The following is a 13,420-nucleotide window of genomic DNA, read 5'->3' as shown; positions in this document are numbered from 1 at the left end:
GCCAGCATAGACTCGAACTGCCGGCAGCTCAGGCCCACTGGCTTTCGTAGAGGCGGGCGTAGGCGCCGCCGGCGGCCAGCAGTTCCTCATGGGTGCCGCTTTCTACCACGTCCCCGGCTTCCATAACCAGGATCGTGGTGGCATTGCGGACGGTGGAGAGCCGGTGCGCAATAATGAAGGACGTGCGCCCTTCGCGCAGCCGCTCCATCGCATCCTGAATAAGCGCCTCGGTGCGGGTATCCACCGAACTGGTGGCCTCATCCAAAATAAGCACATCGGGATTGGCCAGGTAGGCCCGCGCAATGGTGATGAGCTGTTTCTCCCCGGCGGAAACATTCTCGCCCTCATCCCCAATATGGGTATCAAAACCGTGGGGGAGGGTCTCAAGAAGATCATCAATGCCCAGGGCGGCCGCGGCGGCAATGGCGTCGTCGCGCGTAGCACCGTCCTTCCCGAAAGCGATGTTTTCCCAGACCGTGCCGTCAAAAAGCCAGGTGTCTTGCAGGACCATCCCGAAATGTTCCCGTAAGGATTCCTTCGTGAAGGAATCGATGGGCGCGCCGTCCACGGTAATCGCCCCGCCATCCACCTCATAAAAGCGCATGAGCAAATTGACAAGCGTGGTTTTCCCGGCGCCGGTGGGCCCCACAATCGCCACGGAATGCCCCGGCTCCACCCGTAGTGAGAGATCGCGGATCACCGGAGTATCAGGCTCGTAGGCAAAACGCACGTGCGAGAATTCGATGGTGCCGCGCCGTGCCTCGGGGGCCACAACCTCACGGTAGCTGGAACTCGCATCCGGGGCCATTTCTTCCTGAGCTAGGTAATCGAAAATGCGCTCCGCGGAAGCCGCCGCCGATTGAATAAGATTCGCGGTGGAGGCCAGGGACTGAAGCGGATGGGAGAGCTGGCGAGTGTATTGCATCATCGCCTGCAACCCGCCAATCGTCATCGTGCCGGCCATCGCCTGAATACTGCCCAGGAGCGTGACGATGGCAAAAGAACCGTTCTGCACCAGCATCATAAGCGGCTGGGACATTTGCGCGATTGCCTGCGCGCGGAAGGACGCATCGTAGAGCTGCGCATTCGCGCTATCAAACTGCCCCTGGAATTCATCTTCCAGCCCGTAAGCGGCCACCACATCCAGCCCGGTGAAACTTTCCTCCACCACCGCGGACACGTCGCCGGTGAGGCGCCACTGGTCGCGGAAATAGGGGCGGGAGCGGCGCAGCAGCAGGAGGATCCCAATAATCCCCACCGGGATGACCACCAACGAGGCAAGGGCCACCGACCAGGACAAATAGACCATCACCGCCACGATCCCGATAATCTGGTAGATCGCGGAGAGGACTTCGGAAAGAGTTTGCAGCAGGGACTGGGTCACGTTATCAACGTCGTTCGTGACCCGCGAGAGCACATCCCCGCGCTGCTGCTTATCCAGCACGGATAGCGGCATCCGATCAATTTTCTGCTGGCAATCCCGCCGCATCTCATAGCCGAGATCCTGAATAATAAGGCGAATAATATAACCGAACCAGAAACGCAGCAGCGCCGAGAGAATATAGCACCCGGCCGCCAGGCTCAGCACCCGCGCCAACTCCGGGAAATCCACGCCGCCGGAGCGAATTCCATCCACCACCACATTGGTGCCCTGCCCGAGCAGGAAGGGCGCGGCCACCACGGCTGCGGTGGAGATAAGCGAAAGCAGCAGCACCGCCACGATCCGCCCCACGTAATGGCGCAGGTAGTGGCGAATAAGAGTGAGGAGCGCCCCGCGAATATCGCGGGCTTCGTCAATATTTCCGGCACCTCTCATGCCCGCGCCTCCTCATCGCGCTCCTGGGAGCGCACAATCGAGCGGTACATCTCATTTGTTTCCATGAGCTGCGCGTGCGTTCCGCAGCCCACTACCTCGCCGCAATCCAGTACGACGACGCAATCAGCGCTGCGGGTCGTCGAAATACGTTGGGCAATGATGACCACCGCCGCATCCCGGATCCGCTCCTTGAGGTTGGCCCGTAGCTGGGCATCGGTCGCGTAATCGAGGGCGGAGAAAGAATCATCGAAAACTACCAGGTCAGCCCCGGCCCGCCCGGAGCTATCGGGCAGGGCTCGGTAGAGGGCCCGCGCGATGGTTAGGCGCTGGCGCTGCCCGCCGGAAAGATTAGTCCCCCCGGTTTCCACCGGCATCTCCAGCCCGCCCCCGGCCTCCACGAAATCCCAGGCCTGGGCGCAGCGCAGCGCATCAATGACCCGCTCCTGGTCAATATCGCGGGTGGAGCCGGCAACATTGCTGGCCACCGTGCCGCTGAACAGGAAAGCGCGTTGGGGTACGAGGGCCACCCGGCGGCGGAAATCAGCGAGTCGAATATCGCGCACATCCACTTCGCCGGCTCCGGCGCTGCCTTCCACGGTGAAGCGCCCGGTACTCACATCCACGAGGCGCGGCAGTATTTTCACCAGCGATGATTTGCCCGAGCCCGAGGCGCCAATAATCGCCGTCGTCGTTCCAGGTCGGAAACACAAAGAAATGCCGCGCAAGGCAGGCTCGTCCGCATCCGCGTAGGTGAGGGAAATATCGCGCAAGCGGAAGGTGACCGGGCCGGGCGGCATCTCCCGCGCATCCGGCGCGTCCGTGATGGAAGGAACGGTGGTATTCACTTCGATGACGCGCTCGGCGGAAACGTTCCCGCGCGGAACCACCATAATAATCATGCCGAGCATCATGACCGCGCCCAGAATCATCATGAGATAGGTGATAAACGCGGCGAGCGCCCCCACCGGCATGGAACCCCCGGCAATCCGATGCCCGCCAATCCACACGATCAGCGCGGAGGCCAGCCCGATCACGGCGCTCATGGCCGGCAGCAGCGCGGACCAAATCGTGCCGATCTGGAGCATAATCGAACGGAAATTGCGGTTATGAACCTCGAATTCCCCGGCCATGGCTTCTTCGCGGCGGAAGGCCCGAATTACCCGCACCCCGGAAAGCTGGGAGCGCAGCGCATCGTTAATGGCGTCCACGCGCCGTTGGAGGGTTTCGTAGCGTGTGGCGAGCATCGCGGTACACACCAGAATAATTGCGGTGAGCACCGGGATAATGACGAGGAGGGTGAGGGAGAGGACTACGTCCTGCCCGATGGCCATGAGTACCCCGCCCACGCCCATAATCGGGGCCGTCACCATAATGGTGAGGGACATGAGGGTGACCATCTGGATTTGATTGACGTCGTTCGTGGTGCGAGTGACCAGGGTGGAGGCTCCGAAACGCTGCTGGTCCGCGGGGGAGAAGCGTTGCACATGCGCGAAAGTTTCGCGGCGCAGCTCCCGGCCCAGGTGGGTGGAGACCAGGGCCCCGTAATAGATTGCCCCGATAGCGCAGAGCACCTGCGCGAGGGTGAAGAGCGCCATGAGCAGCCCGCGTGACCAAATATAGGAGCTATTGCGTTCCAGAATGCCGTAATCGATAACGTTAGCGCCCAGCGCGGGGAGGGTGAGTCCGAGGAGCACCTGCGCGATCTGTAGCACAGCAATCGCGAGGAGCTGGAATTTGCGGTCGCGCAGATGCCTCCACGCCAGTCGATAAACGGTCAATCACTAGCCTCCATATATGTGTGGCGGCCCGAAAGCTCAGCTCGCGATAATTATTCGCGGGTGAGGAGGACCGCCACACTATGCTACGTGTGAGAGCACGGATGCTCAAACACTATTCAATTAGTTACGACGACGCCGGGCCTGCGCCGCTGCCGGTGCAGCGCCCGAGCGCCGTAGCTTGGGCGTGCCGGGAATCCCGGCGTGGCCCGCGCCGCTTTACTCCGGGTCGTTATCGGGAACCGGTTCGGCGGCTGCCGGGTTATGCAGATCGTACTTCTCGATTGCCTGGCGGACAACCGAGCGGTCGATCTTGCCGGCTTTGGCCAGCGCGTACAGGGCCCGCACCACCATGGTGGCGTCGTCGATCTTGAAGTAGCGCCGGGCGGCCGGGCGGGTATCGGAAATACCGATGCCCTTGGCGCCGAGCGTCTCATAGTCGCCGGGGATCCATTCGCGGATGGAATCCTGGACCTGGTGCTCGAAATCGGAGGTGGCGATGAAGGGGCCTTCTTCGCCTTCCAGCTTCGCGGTCACGTAGGCCTTGCGCGGTTCTTCCTCCGGGTGGAGGTAGTTGTATTCGTTGGTGGCCAAGCCGTCTTTGCGCAGCTCATACCAGGAGGTCACCGAGTAGACGGTGGCATCCACACCCCAGTCGTCACGCAGCATGCGCTTGGCTTCGCGGGCCCAGCGCACCCCGACGCCCGAGGAGAGCAGATTGACACGCGGGCCGCCCAGACCATCGGCCTCATCGAGCTTGTAGATACCGCGGATAATGCCGTCCACATCCACATTCTCCGGTTCGGCGGGCTGGTGGATGGGCTCGTTGTAGACCGTGAGGTAGTACATGACGTTCTGCTCACGCCCGTCCGAGCCATCCCCGTACATACGCTTCAGGCCATCCTTGAAGATATGGCCGAGTTCATAAGCGTAGGCCGCATCGTAAATGACCATGCCCGGGTTGGTGGAGGCGAGGACGGGAGAGTGCCCGTCCATATGCTGGGAGCCCTCACCCGTGAGGGTGGTGCGCCCGGCGGTGCCGCCAATAATGAAGCCGCGGGCCAGCTGATCGTAGGCAGCCCAGAACTGGTCCCCGGTGCGCTGGAACCCGAACATCGAGTAGAAGATGTAGAAGGGCACCATCGGGGTGTTATGGGTGGCATACGAGGTTCCGGCCGCCACGAAAGCGGAGAGGGAACCGGCTTCGGTAATACCGGTGTGGAGCAGCTGGCCCTGGGTGGATTCCTTGTAGGACAGCAGCATATCGTGGTCCACCGCGGTGTACTGCTGGCCCTGGGTATTGAAGATCTTGGCGGAGGGGAACATGGAATCCATGCCGAAGGTACGCGCTTCGTCCGGAACGATCGGCACCATGCGGAAGCCGAATTCCTTATCGCGCATAATGTCCTTGAGCAGGCGAACCAAGGCCATGGTGGTGGCCACCTTCTGCTTGCCTGACCCCTTCTTCATCGACTGGAAGGGCTTATCGGCCGGCAGTGCGATTCCACCCTGGTGGGTGCGGCGCTGGGGCAGGTAGCCGCCCAGCGCTTCGCGCCGCTCGCGCATATGCTTCATGGCCGGGTGATCCTCAGCCGGCTTGTAGTACGGCGCGTTATAGGGATCTTCCAGCTGGGAATCATCAATGGGGATACGCAGGGTATCGCGCAGCAGCTTGAGATCGTTGCTATTGAGCTTCTTCATCTGGTGGGTGGCATTGCGCCCCGCGAAGTTCGAGCCGAGGTCATAGCCCTTGACCGTTTGCGCCAGAATCACGGTGGGCTGGCCCTTATGGGCCAGGGCCGCCCGGTAGGCGGCGTAGATCTTGTGGTGATCGTGGCCGCCGCGGCGCAGCGCCCAAATCTCATCATCGGACCAATCTTCCACCATGGCCTTCGTACGCGGATCGCGCCCGAAGAAGTTATTGCGCACGTAGGAGCCGTCATTAGCCTTGAAGCCCTGGTAGTCACCGTCTGGGGTGGAGGTCATGAGGTCCACGAGGGCGTGGTCCTTATCCTGGGCGAGGAGCTTATCCCAGCCCGAACCCCACAGCACCTTAATGACATTCCAGCCCGCGCCCTTAAAGAAGGACTCGAGTTCCTGCACGATATTGCCGTTGCCGCGCACCGGGCCGTCCAGGCGCTGGAGGTTGCAATTGACCACCCAGGTGAGGTTATCCAGCTTCTGGGAGGCGGCCAGCTGGAGCATGCCGCGCGATTCAGGTTCGTCCATTTCGCCATCGCCCAGGAAGGCCCACACGTGCGAATCCGAGGTGTCCTTAATACCGCGTTCGCTCAGGTAGCGATTGAACCAAGCCTGGTAGATGGAGTTCGTGGCGCCCAGCCCGAGGGACACGGTGGGGAACTGCCAGAAGTCCGGCATCTGGTGGGGATGCGGGTAGGAGGGCAGGCCGCGCCCGCCGGAAATATGGGAGGCTTCCTGGCGGAAGGAATCCAGATCCGCTTCCGTCAGGCGCCCTTCCAGGTAGGCACGGGCGTAATTACCGGGGGAGGAGTGGCCCTGGAAGAAGATTTGATCCCCGCCACCGGGAGCATCCGGGCCGCGGAAGAAGTGGTTGAAGCCCACTTCGTAAAGGGTGGCCTGGGCGGCGTAGGAGGAAATATGGCCGCCTACCCCCACGCCGGGGCGCTGGGCGCGTGTGACCATCACGGCTGCGTTCCACCGGGTCCAGCTGCGGAATTGGTGTTCGAGTTCCTCTTCTTCCGGGGTGCCCGGGTAAGGAGGTTCTTCTTCCGCCGGAATTGTATTGATATAGGGCGTGACGAGATCAGGGGAGACCGAAACTCCCTTGGCGCGCGCGTGCTCATCCACGCTGGCGAGGATAAACCGCGCCCGATCCGCACCATTTGTTTCAATCAGATCATCCACGGACGCGAGCCATTCGCGGGTTTCTTCCGGATCAACATCCGGGATCTGGCTGAGCTGGCCGGACACCATGCGATCATCAGAATCTTGTGAAGCCACGGAATCTCCTCCATTGCTTGAGTGGTTGTAGTTCATAGGGACGTGTCAAGGCTACCCGTTCGCGGCTTTAGTCCCAGAACGGCTGTGGTACCTCTTACACATGCACTCTTATATTACCGCGTTGTTGAGAGCCATCGCACAGGCATGAGCGGAATTAAGCTGAGCGGTGGACGGGGCGCACGGCGGGTGGCTTTCGCGGCGCCCGGGAACCGGGCGGCGCGCGTCGTCGTACGGTAATGATCACCAAAATCACGGGCGACGCGGCTGAGATTAACTTGAAAAAATGCCGGCGATCAGATGAGCTTAAGCCATGAGTTCGTTTGGTTTCCAGAAAGGGAACATCATCCAAGAATTTGGCTACGACGACGACGTAGCCGCCCAGGTCCGCGCGCAGATCGAAGAAACTATCGGAAGCGCGCTGGTGGACGAAGATTCGCGCGATATCGTGGACGGCGCCATCGCCTGGTGGCGCGCGGACGACGGTGATGTCGATGACCTCACCGATTTGCTCCTGGATATCAAGGCTAATTTCGACGACGAAAATGCTATTTGCTGGCTCTTCGTGCCCACGGGGCGGGTGTCGAATGCGGTGCCGCATAACGATATTGAAGAGGCTGCCGATACCGCGGGCATGCAACCAACCACATCCGTGGCCCTCGGGGAGTCCTGGACGGGCGTGCGCCTCACCAATAAGGGCCTGCGCTACTAGAGCAGGCGGGGCGCTGCCGGTATTTTCGGCGGGAAGGTGCGCGCGGGCCGCGCATCGGGTAGGATCATCCGAGTGCGCAGCGCGCGGGCCCGTAGCTCAGTTGGTCAGAGCACCTGGTTTACACCCAGGGTGTCATCGGTTCGAATCCGGTCGGGCCCACTCTTTATGCCGGTTATGCGGGGCGGGACTGATTCCCGTTGCGCCGTGGCGGCGCGAAATTCCGCTACCACTCCTCGTGCGTGCGCGCATCCCACACGTGCAGGTCGCCGGTGTCCAGCGCGGCCAGATCGCGCATATCCGAGTCGTCCAGGGCGAAGTTGAAGATATTGGCATTTGCCCGCCAGCGCTCGCGTTGGGACGACGACGGAATCACCACAATGCCCTGCTGGACACACCAGCGCAGCACAATCTGCCCGGCACTCACCCCGTGCTTGGCAGCCAGGCGCTTCACCACGATTTGATCCAGCAGCTTTTCCGGCCCGCCGAGCGGCCGCCACGCCTGGGTGACAATACCGTGGCGCTCGTGGAAAGCACGCAGATCGGTGCGCGGGAGGGCAACCGAGAGCTGGATCTGGTTGAGCACCGGCCACACCCCGGTGGCCTCATGCAAGCGGGTGAGATGTTCGGGCAAGAAATTAGAGACCCCCACGTGGCGCACCAGGCCCTCCGCCTGCGCCGCGAGCATCTCCTCCCAGGTTTCCACGTACAGGCCCCGGGAGGGATTGGGCCAGTGGATGAGGAGAGCGTCAAGGTAATCGGTATCCAGGCGGCGTAGCGAATCCTCAATACTGCGCCGGGTGTAGCACTTCCCCTGTTCCCCGCCGGCCACCTTCGAGGTGATGAACACCTCCGCGCGGGGCACCCCGGAGCGTTTCACCGCCTCGCCAACGGCCGTTTCATTGGCGTACTGCTGGGCGGTATCGATAAGGCGGTAGCCATCGGCAATGATCTGGCCGAGCGTGGTGGCAAGTTCATTGCCTTTGGCCAGTAGGGAGCCGATTCCAACCAGGGGAATCTGGCCGCCATCGGCAAGGGGGATGGTGGGAATATTGCATATTGTCATGCCCCACAGCCTAGCAATGTGACCGATGTCATGTCTATTCGAGTTTTTCCTACGGGCTCAGGGCTTGCGGCGGGTGGGAGCCGGGGCGAAAACGATAAAAAAGTACTCAAATCGCGGTTATGTCGGAGGTGCTTGTTACCCTGGAAAACGGATAGCAGGGCTGAAAAAAGCCCCTGCTGTGCTTGAAAAAGCCGGGGATGTGCGCCCGTCGCACTGCCCCGGGAGGACGCACGCGCGCGCCTAGAGAAAGGAGGAAGCGGCCGCGATAGCGGGGTCAGACGGTCCCGTTTTTCGAGAAGGAGTACCACGTGCCTGACCTACCCACCCACGCGCAAATCGCCGCGCAGGTCCCCGATAACGTCGAGAATCCCAAAAAGTACATAAAGGAACACAAGGAAGCCCTGCGCCGCGACCGGCGCGCCCGCGCCACCCGCTCTTTTATGGGCCAACCCACCGGCCTGTATTCCCTTTTCGGCTTGGAACTCTGGGAGCGTTTCTCCTACCTGGGCTTCCAGGCCATCCTGGTCCTCTACTTCACCGATGCCATCGCGAGTGGCGGGCTAGGCTACGCGGAGGACGTGGGATCCTCCATCGTGGCCGCCTACGGTGCCCTCGTCTACCTGCTTTCCATCGCGGGAGCCTGGATCGCGGATCGGATTTCCGGCACCTACCGCACGGTGCTCTGGGGCGGCATTGTTATTGCCGCGGGCCATATCGCCATGGGTATCCCCACCGAATTCTTCACCTGGGTGGGCCTGGGCCTCATCGTGGTGGGAACCGGGCTCCTCAAACCGAATGTTTCCACCATGGTGGGTGAACTCTACGCACCCGGGGATAGCCGCCGCGATGCCGGCTTCTCCATCTACTACGCCGGCATTAATATCGGGGCGTTCCTCGGGCCGCTGGTGGCCGGGTTCCTCGGCCAACGGGTGCATTGGCACGCCGGCTTCGCCTCCGCCGCGGTGGGAATGATCCTCGGCCTCATCGCCTACGTGGCAACCGGAAAAAATCTATCCGGGCGTGCCAAAGCGCATCGCATCCGCGCCAGTTTCGTGGCGGACCGTTCCTTCTGGATGCTCGTGGGACTGGTTGGGGGAGTAGTCGCGGTAGCCACGCTTTTCGCCACCTTCTCCTCCGCCACGCTCAGCGACGTCGTCAACGGCATCTCTGTGATCACCTGGATCGTGCCGGTGTTCTTCTTCCTGTGGATGTACCGCTCCCCGAAGGTCACCCCGGTAGAACGGCGCAATCTCATCCCTTACGCGCTGCTGCTCATCGCCCTCATCCTCTACAACCTGCTCTATTTCCAAACCGGGAACACCCTCAACCTCGTGGCCCTCAACGCCACCGATAACACCATCGGCTCCCTGAGCTACCCCTCCTCCTATTACATTTCCCTCACCGCCATCGTGGAAATCATTATGGGGCCGGTGCTCGCCTGGATCTGGCTGAAAATGGGCAAACGCCAACCGCATGTGGCCGCAAAAGTGGGGCTGGGCGCGGTGCTCGGCGGGATCGCCTTCGTCATTGTGGCGCTCGCGGGCATCCTCACCCCGCGCGGGGCTCTCCTTATGCCGCTGTGGCTGGTGGGATGCTATATCTTCCTCGGCCTGGGGGACCTGGTGCTGCAAACCTCGGGGATGTCCGCCACCACCAAACTCGCCCCGCGAGCTTTCGCCTCCCAAACCATGGCCCTGTGGTTCGCGGCCATGGCCTGCGCCCAGGGGATCCAAGCTCAGGTGGTGAAATTCTTCGATTACGAAAATATGGCCGCCTCCATCCCCGCCTACTTCGGGGTGCAGGGAGTAGTGGTTATCGGTTACGGCGTGCTGCTCATGGCGCTTACTCCGTGGATGCGTTCACGTATGAAAGTCGTCGCGTAAAGCTGGCGGCGTCGTCGTTCCTCATAGCGCCCCACGAAAACCGCAGCACACGCACTAAAACAACAACACAGAGACGCATAGGAAGGAGAACAATGGAGTACATCACAGATTTTCCCTACGAGACCGAGATTCGCGAGGCGTGGATTCCGCTTTCGGATGGCACCCGGCTGTGGATGAAAGCCTGGATGCCGCGCACGGAGGAAAAAGTGCCGGCGATCCTGGAATATCTGCCCTACCGCAGCGGGGACTGGACCGCGCCGCGCGATCACGAACGCCACCCGTATTACGCCGGGCACGGCTACGCTTCCATCCGGGTCGATATCCGCGGGCACGGCAATTCCGAGGGTATCCCGGGCGATGAATACGATGCGCAGGAACACCAAGACGGCCTGGAAGTCATCGAGTGGATTGCTTCGCAGGAGTGGTGCACGGGCAGCGTGGGCATGTTCGGGATTTCCTGGGGCGGTTTCAATTCGCTCCAGCTTGCCTCCTACCAGCCGGAAGCCCTCAAGGCGATCGTCACGACCTGCTCCACCGATGACCGCTACGACAATGACGTGCATTATTTCGGCGGCTCGATGCTCGCGGTGGATATGCACGCCTGGGGCGCCACCATGCTCGCCTTCGAATCCCGGCCGCCGGACCCGCGCGCCGTGGGGGAGAAGTGGACGTCCATGTGGCTGGAGCGCCTCAATAATATGGAGCCCTACGTAGATACCTGGATGAGCCACCAGACCCGCGATGCCTACTGGAAACACGGCTCGGTGTGTGAGGATTATTCGAAACTCGACGCGGCGGTGCTCGCGGTGGGCGGCTGGTTTGACCCGTACCGCGATACCGTGCTGCGCCTGGTGGAGAATCTCTCCGCGCTGGGGAAGAACGTGCGCGGGCTGCTCGGGCCGTGGAGTCACCAGTATCCGGATCGCGATCTGCGCCCGGGGCCGCATATTGATTTCCTCGGGGAAACGCTGCGCTGGTGGGATAGGTGGCTCAAGGGCGTGGATAACGGCGCAATGGATGAGCCGCTGCTGCGTACCTGGATCAGTGACCCCATGCGCCCGGCCTCGGTATACGAGGAAATCGAGGGGCGCTGGGTGGCGGAACGCGCCTGGCCCTCCCCGGATATTGAGCCGCTGCGTTTTGAATTGGGGCAGGCGAGCGTATCGCCGGGTGCGGTGCGTGGTGGCACGATTCTTGTGAAGTCGCCGCAAGACATCGGCTCGGATGCCGGGCGGTACTTCCCGTACGGGAACGACGCCGATTTGCCGGTCGATCAGCGCGCCGACGATGGCCGCGCGGTGACCTGCGATTTTTACCTGGGGGAATCGGTGGAGATTCTCGGTAATGCCAGGGCGTTGCTGCGGCTGCGCAATGGCGGGGAACGCGGCCATATGTATGTGCGCCTGGAAGATGTGGCCCCGGACGGTGCCTCCACGCTTATCACCCGCGGGAACCTCAACCTGAGTGCCCGCGAGGGGCGTGAGCGGATCGTGGAGATGCCCGCGGGGCAGTGGGTGGATGTGGAGATTCCGCTTACCGGTATTGGCTACCATTTCGCGGCCGGGCACACGTTGCGGGTGGCGCTTTCCAGCGCTTACTGGCCGTGGATTTGGCCGGCGCGGGACAACGCCGGGGTGGAGGTGGATCTGGGGGCCTCCGCCCTGGTGGTGCCCGCCCGCCCGATGCGCCCCGGGGGAGAGCGCGATGCGCTCGATGATGCGGTGCGTTTCGCCGGGCCGGTCCAGCCCATTGGTTTGGATGTGACATACCCGGAAGCGGGGGCTGCCGGGGCGCGCCGCCCCGAACGCCTCATCGCCCGCGACGTGGTGAAGAAAGAAACGTTTATCCAGGTAGATCCGGCCTACGGGGGCACCCGGGTCTACCCGGACGGCCTCCACTACGACGAAGATTCCGTGGAACGCTACTGGATTTCCTGGGATGACCCGCTTTCGGCACGCACCGAAGCCGAATGGAAAATCGGGCTGGCCCGCCCGGATATCGGTTGGGAGGTTCGCCTGGAAGCCGATACCCGCATTCGCTGCGATGCGGAGAACTTCTACGTGCAATCGGTGGTCACCGCCTTCGATCACGAGGAGGAAATCTTCCACAAGGAGTGGGAGAGCACCGTGGACCGCACGGCGGCCTAGAGCGGTGCGGCGCGCTTGCGTTCGCGCGGCGCGGTTGCGTTCGGGGCGGCGGCGCGGCGTGGGGCGACGGCGCAGTTTCGCTTCGCCACGCGCCCCGGGTAGGGTGGATTCATGACGTATACAGTGGCGGATATCACCGCGGCCATGGACGAATTCTTCCCACCCGCATGCGCGGAAAGCTGGGACCGGGTCGGCCTGGTGGCCGGCCTGCCCAGCGACGAGGTGCGCAGCGTCGGTTTCGCCGTCGACCCGTGTGAAGCAACCGTGCAAGAAGCCTGCGAACGCGGGGCTGACCTCCTCATCACGCACCATCCGCTCTTTTTGCGGGGGACCTCCACCGTGGCGGGAACGTTCGCCAAGGGAAGATGGGTCACGCAGCTGGTGCGCGGGCGAGTCGCGCTTTTTAGCGCCCACACCAATGCGGATGTTGTGGCCTCCACCGCCGCACTCGCTCGGCTTCTGGACGTGGAGATTGAGGCGCCGCTGGATCCCGAATCCGGAATCGGCGGAGTGGGCAGCATCGCAGCCGTGCCTTTCGGGCAGCTGGTGGAACGGGTAGCGCAGGTGCTGCCGCATACTCCGGCCGGGGTGCTCGGAGCGGGCGATCCACAGCGGGTGGTGCGGCGCCTGGCCATCTGCTCCGGTTCGGGGGATTCACTATTGGCGGCCGCGAAAGCCGCGGGCGCGGATGCTTATCTCACCGCCGATTTGCGCCACCACCCGGCCACGGACCATATCTGGGACGGCGGCTGCGCACTCATCTGCGCCACCCACTGGGCCAGCGAATGGCCGGTGCTGGGGGAGATGGAGCAGCGTTTACGCGAACGCTTCCCGCAGCTGGATACGTATATTTCCGAGATTCCCACGGATGCCTGGAATATTGCGGTGCGCGGTTAAAGGTACGACGGCGCAGTGGGGTCGGCCGGGCCATCGGCACTGTGCGGGTGAGGTGGTGCGGGTGAGCTCGCTGCGCGGGGCCGGTTCTCCCGCATAGAATAGGGGAAGGCGCGCCGTGCGCCTTTCGTGCGAGTCGAAGGAGATCCAC

Annotated in this window: 8 protein-coding genes and 1 tRNA gene; 5 read left to right on the top strand and 4 right to left on the bottom strand. The window is 62.5% G+C overall.

Annotated elements, in window-relative coordinates; translation table 11 throughout:
* Positions 1 to 28: 28 nt before the first annotated feature.
* The 3 genes from ACRQHG_RS04780 to aceE form a co-directional block, all read right to left on the bottom strand.
* Positions 29 to 1,816 carry an ABC transporter ATP-binding protein gene (locus ACRQHG_RS04780; protein WP_320768543.1) on the bottom strand — a complete coding sequence of 596 codons (1,788 nt, stop codon included), beginning with the start codon at positions 1,814 to 1,816 and terminating at the stop codon, positions 29 to 31.
* Positions 1,813 to 3,594, bottom strand: a complete 1,782-nt coding sequence (locus ACRQHG_RS04775) for an ABC transporter ATP-binding protein (protein ID WP_435719619.1) — start codon at positions 3,592 to 3,594, stop codon at positions 1,813 to 1,815. The genes ACRQHG_RS04780 and ACRQHG_RS04775 overlap by 4 nt, the downstream gene beginning before the upstream one ends.
* A gap of 216 nt (positions 3,595 to 3,810) precedes the next feature.
* Positions 3,811 to 6,546 carry a pyruvate dehydrogenase (acetyl-transferring), homodimeric type gene (gene aceE, locus ACRQHG_RS04770; RefSeq protein ID WP_035276891.1) on the bottom strand — a complete coding sequence of 912 codons (2,736 nt, stop codon included), beginning with the start codon at positions 6,544 to 6,546 and terminating at the stop codon, positions 3,811 to 3,813.
* A gap of 337 nt (positions 6,547 to 6,883) precedes the next feature.
* Between aceE and ACRQHG_RS04765 the strand changes: the two genes are divergently transcribed.
* Both ACRQHG_RS04765 and ACRQHG_RS04760 read left to right on the top strand, forming a co-directional pair.
* Positions 6,884 to 7,282 (top strand): DUF3052 family protein, encoded by a 399-nt coding sequence (locus ACRQHG_RS04765; RefSeq protein ID WP_026428793.1) that lies wholly within the window; start codon positions 6,884 to 6,886, stop codon positions 7,280 to 7,282.
* 85 nt (positions 7,283 to 7,367) lie between these two features.
* Positions 7,368 to 7,441, top strand: a tRNA-Val gene (locus ACRQHG_RS04760).
* 64 nt (positions 7,442 to 7,505) lie between these two features.
* Here ACRQHG_RS04760 and ACRQHG_RS04755 read toward each other — a convergent pair.
* A complete protein-coding gene (locus tag ACRQHG_RS04755; protein WP_435719618.1) occupies positions 7,506 to 8,345 on the bottom strand; it encodes an aldo/keto reductase in 840 nt (279 codons plus the stop codon).
* Positions 8,346 to 8,653: 308 nt separating this feature from the next.
* Here ACRQHG_RS04755 and ACRQHG_RS04750 point away from each other — a divergent pair, with 308 nt between their 5' ends.
* From ACRQHG_RS04750 to ACRQHG_RS04740, 3 genes are all read left to right on the top strand, one after another.
* Entirely contained in the window at positions 8,654 to 10,228 is a 1,575-nt protein-coding gene (locus ACRQHG_RS04750; RefSeq protein ID WP_435719616.1) for a peptide MFS transporter, read from the top strand.
* Positions 10,229 to 10,320: 92 nt separating this feature from the next.
* Positions 10,321 to 12,375 carry a CocE/NonD family hydrolase gene (locus ACRQHG_RS04745; protein WP_435713565.1) on the top strand — a complete coding sequence of 685 codons (2,055 nt, stop codon included), beginning with the start codon at positions 10,321 to 10,323 and terminating at the stop codon, positions 12,373 to 12,375.
* 111 nt (positions 12,376 to 12,486) lie between these two features.
* Positions 12,487 to 13,272: a Nif3-like dinuclear metal center hexameric protein gene (locus ACRQHG_RS04740; protein ID WP_435713564.1), complete on the top strand. Its 786-nt coding sequence runs from the start codon at positions 12,487 to 12,489 to the stop codon at positions 13,270 to 13,272.
* The last annotated feature ends 148 nt before the right edge of the window (positions 13,273 to 13,420 follow it).

It is taken from the genome of Actinotignum vesiculae (assembly GCF_051267215.1).
Classification (GTDB): domain Bacteria; phylum Actinomycetota; class Actinomycetes; order Actinomycetales; family Actinomycetaceae; genus Actinotignum; species Actinotignum schaalii.
Note: the sequence above shows the minus strand (reverse complement) of the source record. Positions and strands in the feature narration are given on the sequence as shown.

Coding starts and splice junctions, on each gene's coding strand:
- ACRQHG_RS04745 (WP_435713565.1), top strand. CDS start 10,321: ATGGAGTACATCACAGATTTTCCCTACGAGACCGAGATTCGCGAGGCG.
- ACRQHG_RS04780 (WP_320768543.1), bottom strand. CDS start 1,816: ATGAGAGGTGCCGGAAATATTGACGAAGCCCGCGATATTCGCGGGGCG.
- aceE (WP_035276891.1), bottom strand. CDS start 6,546: ATGGTGTCCGGCCAGCTCAGCCAGATCCCGGATGTTGATCCGGAAGAA.
- ACRQHG_RS04765 (WP_026428793.1), top strand. CDS start 6,884: ATGAGTTCGTTTGGTTTCCAGAAAGGGAACATCATCCAAGAATTTGGC.
- ACRQHG_RS04755 (WP_435719618.1), bottom strand. CDS start 8,345: ATGACAATATGCAATATTCCCACCATCCCCCTTGCCGATGGCGGCCAG.
- ACRQHG_RS04740 (WP_435713564.1), top strand. CDS start 12,487: ATGACGTATACAGTGGCGGATATCACCGCGGCCATGGACGAATTCTTC.